The sequence below is a fragment of the Methylobacterium adhaesivum genome (assembly GCF_022179065.1).
GTDB lineage: Bacteria > Pseudomonadota > Alphaproteobacteria > Rhizobiales > Beijerinckiaceae > Methylobacterium > Methylobacterium adhaesivum.
In genome coordinates, this window is sequence record NZ_BPQD01000007.1 from 216,171 (window position 1) to 237,552 (window position 21,382).

Genomic DNA, 21,382 nt, shown 5'->3' on the forward strand with positions numbered 1-21,382 from the left:
TCCAGCGGCGGAAGGGAAAGGATCTCCCTAGATAGGGTCGCGGTCCCCTCCCGTGGAGGTCACGCCACGGCGCCGAGGGTGTCGGCCATCCGGGCCTGGCGCGCGCCCATGGGCAGTTCGGCCCCCGTGGTGGTGTCGCGCGCCGTCTGGTGCTCCATCTCGGCGTTGATCTCGCCGCCCAGCAGCACGATGGTGGTGGAGATCCAGATCCAGGTCATGAAGCCGATGGCGGCGCCGAGCGAGCCGTAGGTCTCGTTGTAGTTGCCGAAGCTCGACACGTACCAGGAGAACAGGATCGAGGCGACGAGCCAGAGGATGCCCGCCAGGGCGCCGCCGACGCCGACCCAGCGCCAGCGCGCCCGCTCCCGGCTCGGGCCGTAGCGGTAGAGCACCGAAAGGCCGCCGAGCACCACCACCAGCAGCGCCGGCCACCGCAGGAGCGCGAGGAACCAGGCGGTGTCGCTCAGGCCCACGAAGGTGAACACCAGGGGCAGGACCACGATGCTGACGAGGGCCAGGATCGTGAACAGCAGGGCACCGATGGTGAAGGTGAGGGAGCGCAGGTTCAGCATCACGAACGAGCGCTTCTCCTCCTCCTCGTAGACGACGTTCAGGGCATCGAACATCGCCTTCATGGCGGCGTTGGCGCTCCACAGGGACACGACGAGGCTGGTGAAGAAGGTCAGCCCCAGGGTTCCCCCGCCCTTGGCGGCGATGCGCTTGACCTGATCGCCGATGATCTCGATGGCGCCCGACGGCAGGACGCCTTGCAGGCTCGCCAGATGCTCGTTGATGGAGCCGACATCGGCCACGAGGCCGTAGCACGAGACCAGGGCGGCGATGGCCGGGAACAGGGACAGCAGGGTATAGAACGTCACCCCTGCGGCGACGGACAGGACCCGGTCCTTGTTGAACTCCAGGTAGACGCGGACCAGGATGTCCTTCCAACCCGAGCGGGTGATGTCGAGGGGCGTGCGCGCGTTGCGGCCCCGCTCGGTCTGCGTGGCGGCGACCCATTCGGCGGATCGACCGCTGTAGGAGCGCGCGCCGTCGTTTCGGACCGGCTCGGGCGGCGTGAGGGCGGCACTATCCGTCCGCGGACGGGCACGGGTGCCCGCCGTGAGGACAACGAGGGCCGTTCCAAGGGCCAGGGTCCACAGTACGGGGGCGGCGCCCTTCTGGGCGGGCGCCGGGTCGGGGGAGGAAGACATCGCGGCGGTGACCGGTTCGGGCGGGAAGGCCAAGCTTGAGCTTACGCCGATCCAAACGTCGAGGCGCGCACGGACGTTCCCGGCCGGGCCACCTCAGGCGCGGTAGAGATTCGCGTGGGTCTCGCGCAGGAGGTTCTTCTGCACCTTGCCCATGGTGTTGCGGGGCAGATCGTCGACGAACAGCACCCGCTTCGGGCACTTGTAGCGGGCGAGGCGCGCCTCGAGGGTGCGCAGGATCGTGGCCTCGTCGGGGGCGCCGTCGCGGGCCACCACCACGGCCGTGACCCCCTCGCCGAAATCGGCGTGCGGTACCCCGATCACCGCCGACTCGACCACGCCCGGAAGAGCGTCGATCTCGTTCTCGACCTCCTTCGGGTAGACGTTGTAGCCGCCCGTGATGATGAGGTCCTTGCCGCGCCCGACGATGTGGACGTAGCCGTCCGCGTCGATTTTGCCGAGGTCACCGGTGATGAAGAAGCCGTCGGCCTTGAACTCGGCCGCCGTCTTCTCCGGCATGCGCCAGTAGCCCTGGAACACGTTCGGGCCCTTCACCTCGATCATGCCGACGGCGTCGGGGCCGAGGCCGGCTCCGGTCTCGGGATCGACCACCCGCACGGAGACGCCCGGCAGGGACGGCCCGACGGTGCCGGCCACCCGCGCCCCGTCATAGGGGTTCGAGGTGTTCATATTGGTCTCGGTCATGCCGTAGCGTTCGAGGATGGCGTGGCCGGTGCGGGCCTGCCAGTCGCGGTGTGTCTCGGCCAGCAGTGGCGCCGAACCCGAGACGAACAGGCGGATGGCCTCAGTCGCGGCCGCGTCGAGGCCCGGCTCCTTGAGGAGGCGGGTGTAGAAGGTCGGCACGCCCATCATGGCGGTGGCGCGCGGCATCAGGGCCAGCACTTGGCGCGCATCGAACCTGGCGAGGAACAGCATCGTCCCGCCCGTGGCCAGCACGGTGTTGGTCGCCACGAACAGGCCGTGGGTGTGGAACACCGGCAGGGCGTGGATGAGCACGTCGTCCGCCGTGAAGCGCCACGTCTCGGCCAGCGTCCGGGCGTTCGACGCGAGGTTCTCGTGGCTGAGCATGGCGCCCTTGGAGCGCCCGGTGGTGCCCGAGGTGTAGAGGATGGCGGCGAGATCCTCGGGGCCGCGTGCCACGTCGGCGAAATCGCCCGCGGCCGCGTCGGCGGCTTCCGCCATGCTGCCGCGCCCGTCGGCGCCCAGGGTCCGCACCCGCGCCACGCCGGCCGCGCCCGCCACCGCCTCCAGGGCCTCGCGCTTGCCCGGATCGCACACGAACAGGGCCGGCTCCGCGTCGCCGAGGAAGTAGGCGATCTCGTGGGCGGTGTAGGCGGTGTTGAGGGGCAGGAACACGGCGCCGGCGCGCACCGTGCCGAGATACAGGAACAGAAACTCGGAACTCTTTTCGGCCTGGACCGCCACCCGGTCACCCGGCTTCACTCCCAGTCCGACGAGTGCCGCCGCGTAGGCCCCCGAGCGGGCGAGGAGGTCGGCATAGGTGTAGCGCGCGCCCTCCCCCGTCTCGATGAAGGTCTTGGCCGCGGGATCGGCGGGCAGGCGCGCGCGGACGAGGTCGAACAGGTGGTTGGACATGCGGGCTTCGGACTGCTTTCAGGCGTCCGCCAAGGCGACGGCGCGTGCGGGCGGCAGGTTGTTGCGCAACTCGCGGGTCACCGCGCTCGATGCGGCGACGGTGCCGAGGTTGGCGAAGGTCTCGTGGTTCTTCTCGATGGCCGAGAGATCGTAGAGGTAGTTGACCATGAGGCCGCGCGATTGGGCCAGCCCCTTTCGCGAGACGTCGCCGAGGAAGTTCAGGCGCTCCAGGCGGGCGCCGTTGCCGAGGTGGAACCGGGCGACGGGATCCAGCGGCTTGCCGCGCTCGTTCTTGGCCCGGAGGAAATAGGCCGCCGCCGCCGGGATCATCGCCTTGCGCACGATCTCGGCCTTAGCCTTGTCCGCATGCCAGTCCGGCTCGTCGATGAGGCGCAGGGCCTCGACATCCTCGCGGGTGAGCCCCTGGGGGGCGTCGGCCCGGCGCTCGCGGTCGAGCCAGGTAGCGAATCCCGGCACCGGCGACAGGGTGACGAAGGTCTTGAGCGAGGGGATCTCGCGGGCGAGGTCCTCCACCACCTGCTTGATGAGGAAGTTTCCGAAGGTGACGCCGGCAAGCCCCTTCTGGCAGTTCGAGATGGAATAGAAGATTGCCGTGGTGGCCTCGCGCGGCGCCAGGGGTTCGCGCTCATGGGCCAGGATCGGCGCGATGGCCGGGGCGATGCCGGCGGTGAGGGCCACCTCGACGAAGATCAGCGGCTCGTCGACGAGGGCCGGATGGAAGAAGGCGAAGCAGCGCCGGTCGCGCGGGGCGATGCGACGGCGCAGATCGTCCCAGTCGGCGATGGCGTGCACGGCCTCGTAGCGGATGATCTTCTCGAGGATATGGGCCGGCGTGGTCCAGTCGATGGGGCGCAGCACGAGGAAGCCCCGGTTGAACCACGAGGCGAACAGGTGCTCGAAATCGCTGTCGAGGCTGTCGGCCGCATCGATGAGGTCCGGGTCGGCCTCCTCGTCGCGCAGGGCGCGGCGCAGGCTGAACAGGTCTTCGCGCATGCGCACCAGGGCGAGGGTTCCGTCGCGGGCGAGGTTGAGGCGCCGGATGAGTTCCTGGCTGCGCGGCTCGGCCGCGTCGTGCAGAGCGCCTAGGGCCGCCCTGCTCGGGGCCGCCCGATAGGCCGCGATGGCCTCGTCCACGGCGTCATGGTCGGCGGCGAACTCCGTGGCGGCCATGCGCAGGAAATTCGCCCGCTCGGGCCGCGCGAGGCTGGCGTAGCGGTCGAGGATGAGCCGGGCGAGGGCGACGCCCGAGGCCTCGCCCCGCCGGGAGATCAGATCCTCGCAGAGCTTGATCAGCTCCTGCGCGTTGGCGCGGGCGGCAAGGTCGCCGCGGCCGAACCCGATGAGGTCCCGCCCCCGCTCGCTGATGGTCTGCAGCAGATCGCCGAAGAAAGAGATCGCCGCCATGAAAGCCGTCCGTCCCCTTGCCGATGCCCGAACCGGGCGGTCCCGCCGCGCACATCCGCGCACGCTTGCGCGACCACTCTATGACGGCCAAGCTCGGAGGGCCAGAGAGCCGCGGCGTCGGGGGGAGACCGGATGGCGATCGCGCGGGAGACATCGCGAAGGCCCGGCGCTCCGGAACCGACGATGCCGCGTCCCTTAATTCGTGCCGCCGCCGGCGATGATCTCGGCGCGGTCGGCGCGCTCCCGCCAATCCTCGACGCCGTGGTGGCGGGCGAAGCGCAACTCGGCCGCACGCAGCGCCCGCATGGGATCCCGCGCCCGGACGATGGCCACGGACCCGACGGGGAAGGGCACGCCCAGAATCTCCTTGGCGAATTCGACACGATAGTTCGGCATTCGAAGCTCCGTCGTCGGACCGGGCGAGGCAATCCGCCGGAACGGAATGCGATTCGCTGGCCCACATTGGGGATCAGACCGCAAAACCTCGCGTTTTCCAAGGGGTTGCCCGGGTCCTATGCGGTCGTTTTCCGGCCCTTGGGCGCCAAATCGTGCGGATCGTTCTCCAAAGAGATGAGATCGGCCTCATCCCGAGGTAACGGTCCTGCGGCGACGCGTCCGATTCGAACGTCCCGCCGGGACCCCGGGCGGGCGTTACGGGAGTGGAACGCCCGGAGCCACGCTTGCGAGGGGCAGCACTTACGAAGGGCAGCACTTACGAAGGGCAGCACTTGCGGGCCCGGCGGCCCACGCCTTACTCACCCGTCCCCCCCATCGGAAAGTCCACGGCCATGACAGCGACGCTCGACTTCCGCCCGGCACCGGGCCGGGCCACGCCATGAGCGGGGCGGCATCGGCAGACGGCCACGGCTTCACCCTCAAGGCGCGCCTCGGCCTCACCCTCATCGCCGGGGGCGCGGTCGCCAACATCTATTACAACCAGCCCCTGCTGGCGCTGCTGGTGACGGAGTTCGGCGACCGGGCGGCCACCCTCGTGCCGACGGCCTCCCTCGTCGGCTACGGCCTCGGCATCCTCTGCCTCGTACCCATGGGCGACAGCCTGCCCCGGCGCGGCCTGATCCTGGCACAAATGATCGGCCTCGCCGTGGCGCTGCTGGCGGCGGCCCTGAGCCCGAACCTCGGCACCCTGGCGGCGGCGAGCCTCGCCATCGGCTTCCTCGCCTCGGCGGCGCAGCAGGCGGTGCCGTTCGCGGCCGAACTCGCGCCCGACGCGACGCGCGGGCGCATGGTGGGCCAGGTGATGACCGGCCTCCTCAGCGGCATCCTGCTCGCCCGGACGGTGAGCGGGTTCGTTGGGGCTCATTACGGCTGGCGGGCAGTGTTCTTCGCCGCCGCCGCCGTGGCCCTCGTCATCGCCGGGATCGCCGCCGCGACCCTGCCGCGCACGGTGCAGACGAAGCCCCTGCGCTACCGCGCCCTGATGGTGTCGATCCTCCACCTCGTGCGCACGCAGCCGGCCCTGCGCCGCGCCAGCCTGTGCCAGGGCTTGCTGTTCGCGAGCTTCAACGCGTTCTGGACCACCCTCGCCCTCCTGGTGGAGGCGCCGCCCTTCGACCTGACGGCGGCGGGCGCCGGCCTGTTCGGCGTCATCGGCGTGGTGGGCGCCTTCATCGCCCCCCTGTCGGGGCGCTACACCGACCGGCGCGGCGCACGGCCCGTGGTGGTGGCCGGCGGCCTGTTCGTGGTGGCGGCCTTCGTGGTGCTGTGGGCCGGGGGCGCCGTCTCCCTCGTCGCCGTGGGCCTCGGCGTGCTCCTCATCGATATCGGCCTCAACGGCGCGCTCATCGCCAACCAGACCCGGGTCTACGCCCTGGTTCCGGGGGCGCGCGGCCGGGTCAACACCGTGCTGTTCACGGTGATGTTCGTGTTCGGGGCACTCGGCGCCTTCGCGGGCACGCAGGCATTCCTCGCGGCCGGCTGGTCCGGCGTCTGCGCCGTCGGCCTCGTCCTCTCGGGAGGCGGCCTCCTCGTCGCCCTCCTCGAACGGGGGAAGCCGGCGCGGACTACTTGAGGATCCGCGAGAGCCGGCACCATTCGGTTCGGTCCGCCGGCAGGCCGAAGCGCAGGCGGGACGGGGCGGCGGCGAAGCGCCGGACGTAGATCCCCGCCGCGCCGAGGCGCCCGAACAGACCCGGGCCATCGGAAAAGTCCGCCGTGCGGAACAGGCGGGTGCCGCCGACGACCCGGCCGCCAGCCCGGGCGATCATCCGGTCGAGGCGGTTCGCGTCGGCGCCCCGCAGGATCGCGGCGTCCCGGCGCCAGCCGGCATCGGCCAGGGCGACGCGACCGATGGCCAGCGCCGGGCCGGACACCGCCCAGGGGCCGAGCGCCTCGGCGAGGCGGGCGGCGAAGCCCGACTCGGCGAGGGCGAAGCCGAGGCGCAGGCCGGCGAGCCCGTAGGTCTTGCCGAAGGAGCGCAGGACCACGAGGCCGGGGCGAAGGTGGCCCCCGAGGGACTCCACGGCTTCGAGGTCGGCGAAGGCCTCGTCCACCACGAGGAGCCCGCCGCGCGCCGCCTGACGCTCGGCGTAGGCCAGGAGGGCGGAGGCCGCCCATGTCCGCCCGTCGGGATTGTTGGGGTTGACCACCACCACCACGTCGGCCGCCGCCTCGAGATCCGCCACCGGGGTGACGGCGTGCCCGGCCCGGGTCCAGGCGGCCTCGTGCTCGGCATAGGTCGGCCCCACGACGGCGACCCGCCCCCGCGCGACGAGGCGCGGCAGGGTCTCGATGAGGATCTGGGTTCCGGGCGCGGCCACGATGCCGGCCGGATCGGCGACGCCGTAGGCTTTCGCCGCCGCCGCGTTGAGGGCCGCGAGGTCGGCGGAGGACGGCAGACGCCGGAACGCACTGGCCTCCAGGGGCGGACCGGGATAGGGCACCGGATTGATCCCCGTCGAGAGGTCGATCCACGGCAAGGGCGCATCCGGAAACAGGGTGCGGGCCGCGTCGAGATCGCCGCCATGCGCGAGGGGGGGCGCCACGCTCACCGACACCGAATGCCCTGGACCGCCCTCACCCATCCACCCGCCACGCTCATCGTCCTGCTGCTCGCCCTCGCCGTCGAGGCGGCGTGCGGCTATCCCGACCGGCTCTACAGGGCCCTCGGCCACCCTGTCACCTGGATCGGCGCCCTCATCGCCGGCCTCGACGGGCGCCTGAACCGGGGCGGCCCGGCCCGCCGCCGGGCCATGGGTGTCGTCGGACTTCTGACACTGCTTGGCGTGGTGGCGGCGGTCGCCTGCGGGCTCACCGCCCTCGCATTGCTGCTCGGCCCGTGGGGCGGCCTCGCGGCCCTCGCCCTCCTGTGCGCCAGCCTGCCGGCCCAGCGCAGCCTCCACGACCACGTCGCCCGCGTCGCGGCGGACCTGCGCGCCGAGGGATTGGCGGGCGGGCGCGTCGCCGTGTCGATGATCGTGGGGCGCGACCCCGAGAGCCTCGACGAGGCCGGCATCTGCCGCGCCGCCATCGAGAGTCTGGCCGAGAACTTTTCCGACGGGATCGTGGCTCCGGCCTTCTGGATCGGCCTCGGCGGCCTGCCGGGCGGGGCGCTCTACAAGGCGATCAACACAGCTGACAGCATGATCGGCCACCGCACCCCACGCCACGAAGCCTATGGCTGGGCGGCCGCCCGCCTCGACGATCTCGTCAACCTCCCGGCTTCGCGGCTGGCCGGCGGCCTCATCGTGGCGGCCGCCCTGTTCCACCCCGGCGCCGCGCCGGGCGCGGCCTGGCGCGCGCTCCTGCGCGATGCCGGCCGCCACCGCTCGCCCAATGCCGGTTGGCCCGAGGCCGCCATGGCGGGGGCGCTCGGCCTGCGGCTGGCCGGCCCCCGCGTTTACGGCGCCACGCGGGTCGAGGATGCCTGGATGGGGGATGGCCGCGCGGAGGCCGGGCCGGCCGACGTGGAGCGGGCGCTCGCCCTCTACCGCACGGCCTGCGGCCTGCTGTTCGGCCTCGCCGCCTTCGCGTTCGGCGCCTTCGCGGCCGCCGTGTCATGATCCTTGAAATGCCCCTGCACCGGAGCCCCCCGATGATGCGTCGTTCCCTCCTCACCCTGGCGTCGGGGCTGGCGCTCCTGTCCCCGGCCGGCGCGCAAGTGCTCCATCCCGTCGGCCAGCCCTACGCCGTGGGCGCGGGGCTCACGGGAGAGATCACGAAGAAGGGCGGGGGCAAGCCGGCGGAGGATATCTCCGGCATCGCCTGCGCGCCGGCGACGGCGGGCCCGCGCACCTGCCTGGTGGTGGACGATGAGGCGGCGGGCGCGCAGTTCGTCACCCTCGACGGCACCACCCTGACGCCGGGCGTCGTCGTCGACATCGCCGGCCGCAAACCGCCGAAGGCCGCCCTCGGTGCGCCCCCGACCACGGGGGATTGCACTCTCGGCCAGGGCGCGTATCGCGAACTCGACGGCGAGGCCGTGGCCTATGCCGCCCCCGATTTCTACGTCACCGGCTCGCATGGCTGCAGCCGGCGGGGACGCGAGTTCAAGCTCTCGACCGCCCTCCTCGCCCGCCTGCATCCGGACGCCGCCGGCACGGGGGCCAGCGTCGAGATCACCTACCGCCTCGGCGATGCCCTCCGGGCCGCCGACACGGTGGGACCCTACGTCCTGAAGGACCTCGAACCGCGCGAGGGCGGCAAGCCGCTCTCCGGCCTCAACGTCGAGGGCCTCGCGGTGGTGGGCGACACGCTCTATGCGGGCCTGCGCGCGCCCGTCCTCGACGGCACGGCCTTCCTCGTCTCCGTGCCCGTCGCCCCCTTGTTCGCCCCCGGCGACGGGCCGCTCGCGGCCAAATCCGTGACGATCCCCCTCGCCCTCGGCCCCGACGCCGGCATCCGCGACCTCACCGCCCTGCCGGACGGACGGCTCCTCGTGCTCTCCGGCCCGACCCGCAACGGACTGAGCGTCCCCTACGGCCTGTTCCTCGCCGAACTCCCCTCCGGCAAGGTCACGCCGCTGGGCACCCTCGCGCCCCTCGACGGCGACGACGCGCGGGCGAAGCCAGAGGGGATCGTCCGTCTCGGCCCCGGCCGCGTGCTCGTGGTGTTCGACAGCGCCCTCAACGGCGCGCCGCGCGAGTATGCCGTGGCGATTCCGTAGGCGCTTCGCGGCCGATCGCGGGTCGGGCATGCTGGCGGTCACGGGCGATTCCCGAACGCGGCCATGCATCGGCCGCCATTCATAGGGGATTCGGGGTGGTGAACCGATCTGGGCTCATCATCCCGAAGCGGCTGTTCATGAACTCGTTTCCCGGGCGGGAACGATCGACAATCCGACCAGGATGACGGCGGGCACGAGCGCGCACCAGAAGGACAGGGCGGCCACACCGAACGCCCCCGCCAGTGCGCCCGCCGCGAAGGCGACCACGGCCGACAGCGTGCGCCGCAGCCGGGTGCGAACCTGCTCACTGAGCCTCGCCCCACACAGGCGGTCGGTCAGATCGATCACCGCCTGCGTGACGTTTACGGTCATCACCGTCGTCGCGGCCAGGTGGCCGATCACCAGACGCCCGATGCCGTTCTGGATGCCCATCGCGGCAACCCCCAGCATGCCGACACAGATCGCCGCCGGGCTGTCGGGTGAACCGAGCGGCGACAGGGCAACTCCCGCGATCGCAAAGGCGATCAGAACGGCAGCTTCGAGCACCAGCAAGGGGCGCAGCGGCGACGCCCCTCTCCGCTCGAGGGCCAGTGCGATCAGGCGCGTGACGGCAACGGCCAGGATGAACGTCGGCAGGGCCAGCAGCTTGGCGAGGACGCCGGTCGAGGTCGAGACCAACTCCGCGCCGATCAGGACGAAGTTGCCGGTGACGTGGGCGGTGAAGAGGCCCGTCAGGGCGATGAAGGCGGCGGCGTCAACGAAGCCGGCGACGAAGGCGAGCCCGACGCCGATCGCGATATCTCGAACAGAGTTCGTGGACACGGTGCATGCGTCTCCTCACCAACCCGACCTGTTGATCGGCCTTCAACCACCAGGCTACTCACAAGCGGACCGGGGCGAAATTGTCCGCGCCCGCCGCACGGTTTGATTTCATCAGGCGCCGGAACGCGGATCCTCCCGGAGCCTGCTCGAGTCAGCGAGCGACCTGCGATCCGGGCACCCCGATCGTGTTTTGTCCCTACGAGGCGAAGCTCAGCAGGCGGTCGCAATCCACATGCGTCTCGAGGTGGTCGGCGAGCGCGTCGAGCACCGTCTCGATCCCGGCCTCGTAGGCGATGCCCCCCGCCGCAGCCCCGAGGCGGGTAAGCCAAGCGGCGCGCTGGGCGTCGTCGGCGAAAAGGCCGTGGACGTAGGTGCCGGTGATGCGCCCATCGGCCGAGACGGCACCGTCCGGCCGGCTGTCGGCGAACCGGACGAGGGGACGCCCGGCATCGGGACCGGTGGTGTCGCCCACATGCATCTCGTAGCCGGAGAACGGCACGCCGTCCGGCTGGGTGGTGCCCGTCACGGCCTCCAGGCGTTTCACCGGCGTCATCACCGTCTCGACGTCGAGGAGGCCGAGGCCCGGCACCGTCCGGGGTGCCCCCTCGATCCCGTGGGGATCGGCAAGGGTGCGCCCGAGCATCTGGTAGCCGCCGCACAGGCCGAGCACCCGGCCGCCCCGGCGGACATGGGCGGCGAGATCGATGTCCCAGCCTTGACCTCGAAAAAAATCGAGGTCGGCGAGGGTAGTCTTCGAGCCCGGGAGGAGCACGAGGTCGCAGACGGGAATCGGCTCCCCCGGACGCACCAGCACCACGGAGACGTCCGGCTCGGCCCGCAGGGGGTCGAGATCGTCGAAATTGGCGATGCGGGGCAGGACGGGCACCGCGACCACCTTGCGACCGGCCGCCCCGGCCCCGGAGCCGACGAGCCCCAGGACATCCTCGGCCGGCAGGCGGGCGGCGTCGGGAAAATGCGGGATCAGGCCGAGGCTCGGCCAGCCCGTGTGCTGCGCGATGAGGGCCATGCCGTCGGAAAACAGGCTGGGGTCGCCGCGAAACCGGTTGACCAGAAAACCCCGGATCATCGCGGCATCATCCGGATCGATCACCGCCCTGGTGCCGACGAGGCTCGCGATGACGCCGCCCCGGTCGATGTCGCCCAGCAGCACCACCGGCGTGCCCGAGGCGCGGGCAAAGCCCATGTTGGCGATGTCGCCGGCCCTGAGGTTTACCTCCGAGGCCGACCCCGCGCCCTCGACGAGGACGAGGTCGGATTCGGCCTTCAGACGCGAGAAACTCTCGATCACGGCGGCGAGGAGGCGCGGCTTCCAGCCCTGGTAGTCGCGGGCCGTGGCCTGACCGACCATCCGGCCCTGCACCACGATCTGGCTGCCGGTCTCGGACTGCGGCTTCAGGAGCACCGGGTTCATGTGGACGGAGGGCGCCACCCCGGCCGCCCGTGCCTGGAGCGCCTGCGCCCGACCGATCTCGCCGCCCTCGGTCGTGACGGCGGCGTTGTTCGACATGTTCTGCGGCTTGAACGGCCGCACCCGCAGGCCGCGCCGCACGAAGACGCGGCACAAGCCCGCCACCACGAGGGACTTGCCGACATCCGAGCCCGTGCCCTGGATCATGATGGCGCGGGCGGTCATGCGGCGGGCTTCCGGTCTGAGTGGGAACACGGCCCTATCACGGCGTCATCGCACCGGCGACGGGGCGCAGGCGGGATCGGGTTCGCGCGCGACGCGGGAGAAGGCGAGGATCGCGGAACCGTAGGTCTCGACGACCTCGGCGAACGGCACCCGATCGCCCGTGAACAGCACGGCGCGGTGGCGGAAGAGTTGCGCCGGGATCGCGAGGGCGCCACAGGTCCCGGCCGACGGCGGGGCCTGATCCCATCCCTCGGGAACCGGGCGCCACAGCATCTCCGACGCCACGGTCTGGCGGGTCGGCGCGAGGGCCTGAACGGCGCGGCCGAACGGAGTGTCGGTCGTCTCCAGGCTCCGGTTCATTTCGGGTGTCAGCCGCTCTGGCACGTACCAGTTGTCGGCCTCCGACAGGACATGGTCGCCGCAGGTCAGGCGGACCCGCCGATAGGCGAGCCGGATGTCCGGGCCGACGCCGAGACGGGCGCGGGTCTCGGGCGGCGCCGGTTGGTCGAGGCCGCGCTGGAGATCGGCGACGAGGCGGGCGGGGTCGGCCATGCCGTGGGCGCCGCACCAGGTCTCGAGCGTCGCGGTGGCGCTGCGGCTCGCAAGAAGCCGCGCGTTGAGGTCCTGTATCACCGCCATCGCCTCGACCCGGCCGAGATAGGTGTCGGGCCAGGCCGGCGCCGGCCGAGCGGTGACCGGGGAGCCCCCCGGCATCGCCAAGACCGTCAGAGCCGAGACTGCCAGAACCGAGACTGCCAGAAGCAGGGCGGCCCGCCTCAAAACTCGATCCCCTCCTGCGCCTTCACGCCCGCCGCGAAATGGTGCTTCACGGCTGTCATCTCGGTGACGAGGTCGGCCGCCTCGATCAACGCCGGCTTGGCGTTGCGGCCGGTGACGATGACGTGGAGATCCGGCCGGCGCGCCCGGAACGTCGCCACCACGGCGTCGAGGTCGAGGTAATCGTAGCGCAGGGCGATGTTGAGTTCGTCGAGCACCACGAGACGGATGGTGGGGTCGGCCATGAGGTCGAGGGCCTTGGCCCAGGCGTGCTCGGCCGCCGCGATGTCGCGGGCCTTGTCCTGCGTCTCCCAGGTGAAGCCCTCGCCGAGCGTGTGCCAGTCGATCTGGGTTCCAAACGCCTTGAGGGCGTGCTTCTCGCCCGTGTCCCAGGCGCCCTTGATGAACTGCACCACGCCGACACGCCAGCCATGGCCGAGCGCCCGCAGCATCAGGCCCAGAGCCGCCGTAGTCTTGCCCTTGCCGGGGCCGGTGTGGACGATGAGCAGACCCTTCTCGATGGTCTTTTCCGCCACCTCGGCATCCTGCACGGCTTTCCGCTTCTCCATCTTTTCGCGGTGACGGTCGGCGTCTGCGTCGCTCATGCGTGGTCTCCGGGCGAGGGGGTGTGGGGTTGGGGTTTCACGATCATCGGCAGGCCCGCCACCATGAACACCACGCGGTCGGCTTGTCGCGCGAGGCGCTGGTGCAGGCGTCCGGCGGCGTCGCGGAACCGGCGGGCGAGCGCGTTGTCGGGGACGATGCCGAGGCCGACTTCGTTGCCGACGAGCACCAGGGGGCCGGGCGCGGCGGCGCAGGCCGCGAGCAGAGCCGCGGTGGCGGCCTCGACGTCGGCCTCCGCCAGGATGAGGTTGGTGAGCCAGAGGGTGAGGCAATCCACCAGCACCGGCCCCGGCGCGGCGGCGACGGCCTCGGGCAAAGCCATGGGCACGTCGCGGGTGATCCAATCGGCCGAGCGCCGGTCGCGGTGGAGCCGGATGCGGTCGCGCATCTCGTCGTCCCAGGCCTGCGCGGTGGCGAGGTACAGCCACGGGGCGGGACAGGCCTCGATCAGCGCCTCGGCATGGACGCTCTTGCCCGAGCGGGCACCGCCGAGGACGAGGGTCAGGTGAGGAGGAGGCTGCGGCATAAGCCTGCTTTAACCCGGAACACGGGACTGTGGTCAAAGAAGCCGTGAAACGGAGCGCGCTTACGTTGTCACCGGTTCGCGAAGCGCGTAGAAGCTTGGGATCGGACGGTGCCCCGGCGACGGGGTGAAAAGGGAACGCGGTGAGGGGTCACAGGCCCTGAAACCACGGCTGCCCCCGCAACTGTGAGCGGAGACGGGCCTGCCATCGGCCACTGGAGCGATCCGGGAAGGCGGCAGGACCGAACGACCCGCGAGCCAGGAGACCTGCCGTCCGGCCCCGGGGACCCTTCCGTTCCCACCCCTGACCAAGGCCGCCGGCGGGGCGGCCAGGAGACCGACCGATGACCACCAGCACCCTCGTTCTTGCCGGCACCCGCACCAACGAGCGCCTCGGCGCCGTGCTCGTCGCCGCCTTCCTCGGCCTCGGTCTCGTGTTCATGGCGGGCTTCGCCCCGGCGATGGCCCTGCACAACGCGGCGCACGATTTCCGCCACACCCAGAATTTCCCCTGCCACTGAGCGCCACGCGCCGCAGGCAGACACCCCCATGATCATCCGGCTCGTGTCGGCGGCTCTGGTCGCCGGCTTCCTCGCGGCTGTCGTCGCGTCGGGCCTGCAATTCGCGCTCACCTCGCCGCTCATCATCGCGGCCGAGCGCTACGAGACGCAGGCCTCGACCACCGCGCCCCACTTCGCCTCCCTCGTCGTGCGGGTCCATGGCGGACACGACCACGGCACGAAGGATCCCGCCGTCAACGGCGGCGAAGTCGCGCCCGAATGGCAGCCCGGCCCCGGCCTACCCCGCATGGCGTTCACGGCGCTCGCCACCCTGGTGGGCGGCGTCGGCTACGCCCTGCTCCTCGGCGCCGTGCTCCTCGCCTGCGGGCGTGAGCCGACCCCCGAGACGGGCTTACGCTTCGCCATCGCGGGCTTCCTCGCGGTTGCCCTCGCCCCGGCCCTCGGGCTGCCGCCGGAGCTGCCCGGCATGGAGGCGGCACCCCTCGCCGAGCGCCAGTTCTGGTGGGTGATGACGGCCGCCGCCACTGCCATGGGGCTCTACCTCATCGCGTTGCGCCGCTCGACCATCGCCATCGCGGGGGGACTCGTGCTCCTCGTGGCGCCGCACCTCGCCGGGGCGCCGGAGACGAGCCACGCCGCCTCCGCCCTGCCGGCGGGCTACGCGGCGCAGTTCGCCGCCCGCTCCCTCGGGATCGCCTTCGTATTCTGGGCGGTGATCGGGCTGGCCTATGGCTGGGCCTGGACCCTGTTCGGCCGCAAGGCGACGGCGCATGCCTGATCCCTTGCCTGATCCCTTGCCTGCCCCCCTGACCGACGCGTCGAACGACACCGTCACCCTCTACGTCTGCACCGCCTGCCGCGCGGCGGGCGACGAGGCCGAGCCCCGCGCGGGCACCCGGCTCCTCGCCGCCCTGCGGGACGCCGCCGACGCGCATGCCGCTCCCGGCCTGCGCATCGAAGGGGTCGAGTGCCTCTCCGTCTGCAAGCGCCCCTGCACCGTGGCGGTGGCTTCGCGCGGGCGCTGGACCTACGTCTACGGCGATCTCGACCCCACCGAATCCGCCCACATCATCCTCGCGGGCGTCGGCCTCTACGGCCAGACCCCCGACGGGGTGGTGCCGTGGAAGGCGCGCCCGCAGGAATTCCGCAAGGGCGTCGTCGCCCGCATCCCGCCGCTACCGACACCGGACGCCGCCGAATGAGCCTCGTGGACAAGATCCCCTGCACCATCGTCACCGGCTTCCTCGGAGCCGGAAAAACGACCCTCGTGCGCCACCTCGTGGAGAACGCGAACGGCCGGCGCCTAGCCATCATCGTCAACGAGTTCGGCGATATCGGCTTCGACGGCTCGTTCCTGGCCGCCTGCGGCATCGAGGGCTGCGGCGACGAGGACATCGTCGAACTCGCCAATGGCTGCATCTGCTGCACGGTCGCGGACGACTTCGTTCCCGCTTTGAACAAGCTCCTCGACCGGGCCGACCCGCCCCAGCACATCCTCATCGAGACCTCGGGCCTCGCCCTGCCGAAACCCCTCGTGCAGGCGTTCCAATGGCCTGCGATCCGCTCGCGGGTGACAGTGGACGGCGTCATCGCGGTCATCGACGGACCCGCCGTGGCCGCCGGCTTCTTCGCCGACGATCCGGCGGCTTCCGCCGCCCAGCGCGCCGAGGACACGAACGTCGACCACGACAATCCCCTCGAGGAAGTGTTCGAGGATCAGCTCCTCTGCGCCGACCTCGTGGTGATGAACAAGGCCGACCTCCTCGACGAGGCCGGTCGGGCCAAGGTCCGCGCCGAGGTGAACGCCCACCTCCCCCGCGCCGTGAAGATGGTGGAGGCCGAACACGGCCGCCTCGACCCGCGCGTGATCCTCGGTCTCGGCGCGGCGGCCGAGGACGATCTCGACGCCCGGCCCTCGCACCACGGTGACGGCGAGGACCACGACCACGACGATTTCGACTCCGTCGCCCTGCCCGTCCGCGCCACGGGAACCGCCGAGGATCTGGCGATCCGCGTCGCGCGCGCCGCCGAGACCCCCGGCGTCCTGCGCATCAAGGGGTTCGCCGAAGTCACCGGCAAGCCCATGCGCCTCGTGGTCCAGGGCGTCGGCGCCCGGATCAGCCATCACTACGACCGGCCGTGGAAGGGCACCGAGCCCCGCGACGGCCGCCTCGTGGTCATCGGCCTCAAGGGCTTCGACCAGGGCGCGGTGGCCGCCGCCCTGGCGGGATAAGCCATGCACCTGATCCGCATCGATACGGTCTCCCTCGACGAGGGCGAAGCCGCGATCGATCTCGGTCAGGCGCCGGGCGACATCGTGTTCCTGTCGTTCACGGATTCCGATCTGTTCGGAGTCGCCGGGGCGTATTCACAAGCGTTTCCTCCGAGCGGTTCGGACGGCGTGCCGACGCTGCGTCTCGCCAAGCTGGCGAAGCTTCGGCACCCCATGTCGGTGGATCTCTACGTCGAGGGCGTGATCGCGCGTTCGAAGATCGTGGTCATCCGCTGCCTCGGCGGCCTCGATTACTGGCGCTACGGCATCGAGCGCGCCGCCGCCGCCGCGCGGATGGGCGGCGTCAAGCTCGTGGTCCTGCCCGGCGACGACCGGCCCGACCCGCGCCTCGACGCCTTCTCGACGGCGCCCGACCTCGCCCCCGTCCTCGATGCCTATTTTCGAGCGGGGGGCGGCGACAACCTGCGCCGGATGCTCGGGCGCCTCGCGGCCGAAATCGGCTTTCCCTGTCAGACGGAAGAACCGCAAGCCCTGCCGCGCGGCTTCCTCTGCTGCCCGGGCTGCGGCCCCATCGAGCGCGACCGGGCGCTCGCCGCCGGGCGCCCCATTCTGGCGGGCACGGCGCCTCTCGCCCTCCTCGTGGTCTACCGCTCGGCCATCCTGTCCGGCGACACCGCCCCCCTGGCGGCTATCGGTGATGCGCTGCAGGCGCACGGCCTTCAGGTGACGATGGTGGCCGTGTCGAGTCTGAAGGATCCGGCGGCCTTGAGCGCCCTGCGCGACGCCATCGCGGCCCGCAAGCCCGACCTCGTCGTCGCCGCCACGGCGTTTTCCGCCCGGGAGGATGCGGGCTTCGTCCTCGACGGCGCCGATTGCCCGGTGATCCAGGCCTACACCGTCGGCGCCGCGCGGGCCGCCTGGGAGGCCTCGGCCCGGGGCCTGGCGGCGGCCGACCTCGCCATGCAGGTGGCGCTGCCGGAATTCGACGGGCGGCTTTCGGGCTTTCCCATCTCGTTCAAGGAAGACGGCCCGGAGATCGACGGCTTCTCCGAGCGCCGGGCACGGCCCTATCCGGAGGGCATCGCCGCGCTCGCCGACCGGGCGGCGGCCTGGACGCGCCTCGCTCGGACCCCGCGTGCCGCGCGCCGCCTCGCCGTGGTGCTGTCGGATTATCCCGCGCGCGGCGGCCGGGCGGGCTTCGCCGTCGGCCTCGACACGCCCGAGAGCGCGCGGGCCATCGTGTCGGATCTGGACGAGGCGGGCTACGCCGCCGGTCCCCTGCCGGACGCGGACAGGCTGATGCGCGCCCTCACCCATGGGCCGCACACCTTCTTCGTGGGGCTCGACACCTACCGGGCGTGGTTCGCGGGCCTGCCGGAGGCGCAGCAGGCCGAACTCATCGCAGCTTGGGGGCCGCCCGAGGCCGATCTGCTCTGCATCGACGGCGCCTTCCGTTTTCCCATGGTTCTGGCGCCACCGCCCGAGCCCCAACACGCCGGACCACCTCAACGCCTTCACGGGCAGCGCGGGTCCCCACACCTTCCAGGAGAGGGACAGGGTGAGGTGTGTGACCTCTTCGGAAATGGACGACACCTCACCCCAGCCCTCTCCTTACAGGAGAGGGGGCCTGTTGCGCCCGACGCCACCGGGGTGAGACTTTCGAGGGCGGCCTTGGAAACGGGCACCCCGACAGGTCACGTCGCCCTGTTTCTCCAGCCCGACCGGGGCCGGGCGGCCGACCGCAAGGCCGGCTATCACGACCCCGACGCGGTGCCGACCCATGCCTATCTGGCGTTCCACCTCGGGCTCCGACAAACCTTCGACGCCCTGATCCACCTCGGCACCCACGGCACCACGGAGTGGCTGCCGGGCAAGGCCGTCGCCCTGTCGCCCGGATGCTGGCCGGCCCGCGCCATCGGGTCCCTGCCGGTGGTCTACCCGTTCATCGTCGACGATCCGGGCGAGGCCGCCCCCCTGAAGCGACGCCTCGGCGGCGTGGCCTTGGGCCACCTCACGCCCCAGACCGAATGCGCGGGGCTCGATCCGGCGGCGTCGCATTTGCGCGAACTGGTCGAAGAATATTCGGCCGCGAGCGTGCTCGATCCGCGCCGCGCCGCGATCCTCGCGCGCACGATTCTAGAGGAGGCGGACTCGGCCGGGCTGCTCGCCTCCGCCGGCATCGATGCCGGCACCGCCATGCCCGACGCTCTCTCCGCCCTCGACGCGCATCTCTGCGACCTCGGCGAGGTCGTGACCCGGGCGGGGCTCCACGTCTTCGGCCGCGCCGCCCCCGACGACCCTCCGGCGGTAGCCGCCTGCGCCACGGCCGAGCGCGACGGGCTGCTCGCCGCCCTCGACGGGCGCTTCGTTCCCCCCGGCCCCGCCGGCTCGCCCTCGCGCGGGCGCACCGACGTGATGCCGACGGGGCGCAACCTCACCACCCTCGACCCGCGCAGCCTGCCGACCCGTGCCGCCACCACCCTCGGCGCCAAGGCCGCCGATGCGGTGGTGCGGCGCTACCTGCAGGACGAGGGCGAGTATCCGGCCCGCATCGTCATGGACCTGTGGGCCTCGCCGACCCTGCGCACGGGCGGCGAGGACGTCGCCCACGCCCTCGCCCTCATGGGGGTGCGCCCGGTCTGGGACCATGCCTCCACCCGCGTCACCGGCGTCGAGGTGCTGCCGCTCGCCCTCCTCGACCGGCCGCGCATCGACGTGACCGTGCGGGTCTCGGGCGCGTTTCGCGACACCTTCCCCGACACCCTGGCGCTCCTCGCCCGCGCGGCGGACGCCGTCGCCACCCGCGAAGAGGACGATTCCGAAAACCCCCTCGCCGCCGCCCGCCGCCGGGGCGAGGCCGGGTCCCGCGTCTACGGCGCCGCCCCCGGCCGCTACGGCGCCGGGGCCGGCGGCCTCGCCCTCGACGGGGACTGGGAAGGCCGGGACGACCTCGGCCGCGCCTATCTCGACGCCACCTCGCACGCCTATGGCGGCAAGGAGGATGTCGCCGATGCCGGGTTCGCCGCTCGCGTTGCCCAGGCCGACGCCTACGTTCATGCCTTCGATGTCGCCGAGCGCGATCTCCTCGATGGAGACGCCGCCGTGGAAGCCATGGGCGGATTCGCCGCCGCGGCCGGCCTCACCGGGGCCCGCCCGACCCTCTACAGCCTCGACGTCGGCACTCCCGAAAGACCGAAGGCCCGTACGGCCCGCGAGGACGCCACCCGGCTGATCCGGGCGAAGCTCGCCCATCCGCGCTGGATCGCGGCGCAGCTGCGCCACGGCTATCGCGGCGCCCAGGAGCTGGCGCAGGGGGTCGATGCGGTCTTCGTGCTCGCGGCCACCACGGATGCCGTGTCGGATGCCGACCTCGACCGGCTCTACGGCGCCCTGATCGCCGACCCCGACACCTTCGACGCCCTGCGGGCGGCCAACCCGGAGGCGGCCCGCGCCATCCTCGAACGCTTCGATGAGGCCCGGCGGCGCGGCCTGTGGCGGACGCGCCGCAACGCCATGGCGGCCGACGAACTGATGCCGAGCGAGCCTTTGCCGGAGGCGGCCGAATGAACGCGGCCTGCCCCACGCCGCCCCCCTCGCCGGGGCGCCGCGTCCTCCCCGAGGCGCCGAGCCGGCGTGGCTGGTGCCCGAGCCTCGCCCGCCCCATGCCCACGGGCGACGGGCTCCTCGCGCGGGTCCACCCCGCCCTGGGCCGCCTCACCGCCGCCCAGGCGCGGGCCGTGGCGGAGGGCGCGCGACGCTTCGGCAACGGCCACATCGATGTGACCGCCCGGGCCAACCTTCAGATCCGCGGGGTGACACCGGAGACGCAAGGTCCCCTCGCCCATCACCTCGGAGCCGTTGGCCTCGGCGACGTGCGCCACGACGGCGGCCCGCAGCGCCTCACCCTGACGCCGCCCCTGTTCGGGCACGACGCCCTGGCGGAGGCCGTGGAGGCGGCCGGCCGCGCGGTCCCCGGCCTGCCGGCCAAGACCCTGGTGGCCATCGAGGCGGCGGGCGGCTTCGGCCTCGGGGCGGTGGAAGCCGACATCTGGCTCCGCGTCCTCGGCCCCGACCGCGTCGCCGTGGCCCTCGCCGGTCCGGACGGGCCGGTCTGGTTCGCGCCCGTCCCGGCGGCCGCAGCCCTTACGGCCGTCTCCGAATGGCTGCGCATCCTGGCGGCGAGCGGCGCGCGGCGGATGCGCGACCTCGACCTCTGGCGGGAGACGCGTGTCGCCGACCGCATGGCGGCGCCCGCTACCCTCCCGCCCCTGGTGCCGGGCCTGCACGATCTCGGCGACTGCACGGCGCTGGCCGTGGAGGCGGCCTTCGGGCGCTGCACGGCGGAGGACCTCGTGCACCTCGCGGCCTGGAGCGAGCGCCTCGGCGCGCCCCACCTCGCCGTGAGCCCGACCCGTGGCATCGTCCTCGTCTCGATGGACCACGACGGCGTGCGCCACGCCCGCGATGCCCTCGGGGAACAGGGCTTCATCCACGCCGCCGACGATCCGCGCGGGCTGGTCGCGGCCTGCCCCGGCGCCCCCGCCTGCGCCTCCGGCTCCACGCCGACGCTTGCCGATGCGGCGCGCCTCGCAGAGGCCCTGCGGGGCTCAGGCGTCGACGCCCACGTGTCCGGCTGCGCCAAGGGCTGCGCCCATCCGGGCGCCGCCGCCCTCACCCTCGTTGGCCGCGCCGGGCGCTACGGCATCGTCCTCCACGGGCGCCCCGATGCCGAGCCGGCGATGCAACTCACTTTCGAGGCCGTGCTGGACCGCGTAAGGAATGCGGATTCGGCCGGTTCCCTCGGCCGGGCCCTTGCCCTCGCTCACGCCTTCAGGACCACGATTCCATGAGTTCGC

General features: G+C 72.2%; 19 protein-coding genes and 1 riboswitch. Of the genes, 9 read left to right on the plus strand and 10 right to left on the minus strand.

Annotated elements, in window-relative coordinates; all coding sequences use genetic code 11:
- Positions 1-59 precede the first annotated feature (59 nt).
- The 4 genes from MFF01_RS08395 to MFF01_RS08410 all read right to left on the minus strand — a co-directional run bounded on the left by MFF01_RS08395 (position 60) and on the right by MFF01_RS08410 (position 4,646).
- Entirely contained in the window at positions 60-1,211 is a 1,152-nt protein-coding gene (locus MFF01_RS08395) for a YihY/virulence factor BrkB family protein (RefSeq protein WP_238223857.1), read from the minus strand.
- Positions 1,212-1,304: 93 nt separating this feature from the next.
- Positions 1,305-2,825 (minus strand): malonate--CoA ligase, encoded by a 1,521-nt coding sequence (locus MFF01_RS08400; protein WP_238223859.1) that lies wholly within the window; start codon positions 2,823-2,825, stop codon positions 1,305-1,307.
- Between the two features lie 18 nt (positions 2,826-2,843).
- Positions 2,844-4,250 carry a malonyl-CoA decarboxylase gene (locus MFF01_RS08405; protein WP_238223862.1) on the minus strand — a complete coding sequence of 469 codons (1,407 nt, stop codon included), beginning with the start codon at positions 4,248-4,250 and terminating at the stop codon, positions 2,844-2,846.
- Positions 4,251-4,445: 195 nt separating this feature from the next.
- Positions 4,446-4,646, minus strand: a complete 201-nt coding sequence (locus MFF01_RS08410; RefSeq protein WP_238223864.1) for a hypothetical protein — start codon at positions 4,644-4,646, stop codon at positions 4,446-4,448.
- A 439-nt stretch (positions 4,647-5,085) separates the two neighbouring features.
- Here MFF01_RS08410 and MFF01_RS08415 point away from each other — a divergent pair, with 439 nt between their 5' ends.
- Positions 5,086-6,279, plus strand: coding sequence for an MFS transporter (locus MFF01_RS08415; RefSeq protein ID WP_238223865.1), 1,194 nt, complete (start codon positions 5,086-5,088; stop codon positions 6,277-6,279).
- Here MFF01_RS08415 and cobD read toward each other — a convergent pair.
- Complete coding sequence (gene cobD / locus MFF01_RS08420) at positions 6,272-7,291, minus strand: threonine-phosphate decarboxylase CobD (RefSeq protein ID WP_373319696.1); 1,020 nt, start codon at positions 7,289-7,291, stop codon at positions 6,272-6,274. The genes MFF01_RS08415 and cobD overlap by 8 nt on opposite strands.
- Between cobD and cbiB the strand changes: the two genes are divergently transcribed.
- Both cbiB and MFF01_RS08430 read left to right on the plus strand, forming a co-directional pair.
- On the plus strand, positions 7,268-8,269 hold the full coding sequence (gene cbiB, locus MFF01_RS08425; RefSeq protein WP_238223879.1) for an adenosylcobinamide-phosphate synthase CbiB: 1,002 nt from the start codon (positions 7,268-7,270) through the stop codon (positions 8,267-8,269). The two genes, cobD and cbiB, sit on opposite strands and share 24 nt — an antisense overlap.
- 32 nt (positions 8,270-8,301) lie before the next feature.
- Positions 8,302-9,372: a DUF3616 domain-containing protein gene (locus tag MFF01_RS08430; protein ID WP_238223880.1), complete on the plus strand. Its 1,071-nt coding sequence runs from the start codon at positions 8,302-8,304 to the stop codon at positions 9,370-9,372.
- 135 nt (positions 9,373-9,507) lie between these two features.
- Here MFF01_RS08430 and MFF01_RS08435 read toward each other — a convergent pair whose 3' ends face one another.
- The 5 genes from MFF01_RS08435 to cobU form a co-directional block, all read right to left on the minus strand.
- Entirely contained in the window at positions 9,508-10,194 is a 687-nt protein-coding gene (locus tag MFF01_RS08435; RefSeq protein ID WP_238223881.1) for a YoaK family protein, read from the minus strand.
- A gap of 196 nt (positions 10,195-10,390) precedes the next feature.
- Entirely contained in the window at positions 10,391-11,848 is a 1,458-nt protein-coding gene (locus MFF01_RS08440; RefSeq protein ID WP_238223882.1) for a cobyric acid synthase, read from the minus strand.
- A gap of 45 nt (positions 11,849-11,893) precedes the next feature.
- Entirely contained in the window at positions 11,894-12,562 is a 669-nt protein-coding gene (locus MFF01_RS08445) for a hypothetical protein (RefSeq protein ID WP_238224325.1), read from the minus strand.
- 62 nt (positions 12,563-12,624) lie between these two features.
- Positions 12,625-13,230 carry a cob(I)yrinic acid a,c-diamide adenosyltransferase gene (cobO, locus tag MFF01_RS08450; RefSeq protein WP_238223883.1) on the minus strand — a complete coding sequence of 202 codons (606 nt, stop codon included), beginning with the start codon at positions 13,228-13,230 and terminating at the stop codon, positions 12,625-12,627.
- Positions 13,227-13,775, minus strand: coding sequence for a bifunctional adenosylcobinamide kinase/adenosylcobinamide-phosphate guanylyltransferase (cobU, locus tag MFF01_RS08455; protein ID WP_238223884.1), 549 nt, complete (start codon positions 13,773-13,775; stop codon positions 13,227-13,229). The genes cobO and cobU overlap by 4 nt, the downstream gene beginning before the upstream one ends.
- An 89-nt stretch (positions 13,776-13,864) precedes the next feature.
- Positions 13,865-14,061: riboswitch (cobalamin riboswitch) on the plus strand.
- Between the two features lie 55 nt (positions 14,062-14,116).
- Here cobU and MFF01_RS08460 point away from each other — a divergent pair.
- The 6 genes from MFF01_RS08460 to MFF01_RS08485 are packed head-to-tail and all read left to right on the plus strand — an operon-like array spanning position 14,117 to position 21,376.
- Positions 14,117-14,293, plus strand: a complete 177-nt coding sequence (locus MFF01_RS08460; protein WP_238223885.1) for a CbtB domain-containing protein — start codon at positions 14,117-14,119, stop codon at positions 14,291-14,293.
- Positions 14,294-14,321: 28 nt separating this feature from the next.
- The gene (locus tag MFF01_RS08465; protein ID WP_238223887.1) at positions 14,322-15,071 is read left to right on the plus strand and encodes a CbtA family protein; all 750 of its coding nucleotides are present in this window, start codon (positions 14,322-14,324) and stop codon (positions 15,069-15,071) included.
- Positions 15,064-15,495 carry a DUF1636 family protein gene (locus MFF01_RS08470; protein ID WP_238223888.1) on the plus strand — a complete coding sequence of 144 codons (432 nt, stop codon included), beginning with the start codon at positions 15,064-15,066 and terminating at the stop codon, positions 15,493-15,495. Before MFF01_RS08465 ends, MFF01_RS08470 begins: the two co-directional genes overlap by 8 nt.
- A complete protein-coding gene (gene cobW, locus MFF01_RS08475; protein WP_238223889.1) occupies positions 15,492-16,526 on the plus strand; it encodes a cobalamin biosynthesis protein CobW in 1,035 nt (344 codons plus the stop codon). The genes MFF01_RS08470 and cobW overlap by 4 nt, the downstream gene beginning before the upstream one ends.
- Positions 16,527-16,529: 3 nt before the next feature.
- Positions 16,530-20,093, plus strand: coding sequence for a cobaltochelatase subunit CobN (cobN, locus tag MFF01_RS08480; RefSeq protein ID WP_238223891.1), 3,564 nt, complete (start codon positions 16,530-16,532; stop codon positions 20,091-20,093).
- Positions 20,090-21,376 (plus strand): ferredoxin-like domain-containing protein, encoded by a 1,287-nt coding sequence (locus MFF01_RS08485; protein WP_238223893.1) that lies wholly within the window; start codon positions 20,090-20,092, stop codon positions 21,374-21,376. The genes cobN and MFF01_RS08485 overlap by 4 nt, the downstream gene beginning before the upstream one ends.
- Positions 21,377-21,382 lie beyond the last annotated feature (6 nt).

Excerpts from the sequence above, each read along its gene's own strand:
- cobU (WP_238223884.1), bottom strand. The coding sequence starts at position 13,775 with ATGCCGCAGCCTCCTCCTCACCTGACCCTCGTCCTCGGCGGTGCCCGC.
- cobW (WP_238223889.1), top strand. The coding sequence starts at position 15,492 with ATGAGCCTCGTGGACAAGATCCCCTGCACCATCGTCACCGGCTTCCTC.
- MFF01_RS08440 (WP_238223882.1), bottom strand. The coding sequence starts at position 11,848 with ATGACCGCCCGCGCCATCATGATCCAGGGCACGGGCTCGGATGTCGGC.
- cobN (WP_238223891.1), top strand. The coding sequence starts at position 16,530 with ATGCACCTGATCCGCATCGATACGGTCTCCCTCGACGAGGGCGAAGCC.
- cobD (WP_373319696.1), bottom strand. The coding sequence starts at position 7,291 with ATGGGTGAGGGCGGTCCAGGGCATTCGGTGTCGGTGAGCGTGGCGCCC.
- cobO (WP_238223883.1), bottom strand. The coding sequence starts at position 13,230 with ATGAGCGACGCAGACGCCGACCGTCACCGCGAAAAGATGGAGAAGCGG.
- MFF01_RS08445 (WP_238224325.1), bottom strand. The coding sequence starts at position 12,562 with ATGCCGGGGGGCTCCCCGGTCACCGCTCGGCCGGCGCCGGCCTGGCCC.
- MFF01_RS08430 (WP_238223880.1), top strand. The coding sequence starts at position 8,302 with ATGATGCGTCGTTCCCTCCTCACCCTGGCGTCGGGGCTGGCGCTCCTG.
- cbiB (WP_238223879.1), top strand. The coding sequence starts at position 7,268 with ATGCCCTGGACCGCCCTCACCCATCCACCCGCCACGCTCATCGTCCTG.
- MFF01_RS08485 (WP_238223893.1), top strand. The coding sequence starts at position 20,090 with ATGAACGCGGCCTGCCCCACGCCGCCCCCCTCGCCGGGGCGCCGCGTC.
- MFF01_RS08460 (WP_238223885.1), top strand. The coding sequence starts at position 14,117 with ATGACCACCAGCACCCTCGTTCTTGCCGGCACCCGCACCAACGAGCGC.
- MFF01_RS08470 (WP_238223888.1), top strand. The coding sequence starts at position 15,064 with ATGCCTGATCCCTTGCCTGATCCCTTGCCTGCCCCCCTGACCGACGCG.
- MFF01_RS08400 (WP_238223859.1), bottom strand. The coding sequence starts at position 2,825 with ATGTCCAACCACCTGTTCGACCTCGTCCGCGCGCGCCTGCCCGCCGAT.
- MFF01_RS08410 (WP_238223864.1), bottom strand. The coding sequence starts at position 4,646 with ATGCCGAACTATCGTGTCGAATTCGCCAAGGAGATTCTGGGCGTGCCC.
- MFF01_RS08465 (WP_238223887.1), top strand. The coding sequence starts at position 14,322 with ATGATCATCCGGCTCGTGTCGGCGGCTCTGGTCGCCGGCTTCCTCGCG.
- MFF01_RS08415 (WP_238223865.1), top strand. The coding sequence starts at position 5,086 with ATGAGCGGGGCGGCATCGGCAGACGGCCACGGCTTCACCCTCAAGGCG.
- MFF01_RS08405 (WP_238223862.1), bottom strand. The coding sequence starts at position 4,250 with ATGGCGGCGATCTCTTTCTTCGGCGATCTGCTGCAGACCATCAGCGAG.
- MFF01_RS08395 (WP_238223857.1), bottom strand. The coding sequence starts at position 1,211 with ATGTCTTCCTCCCCCGACCCGGCGCCCGCCCAGAAGGGCGCCGCCCCC.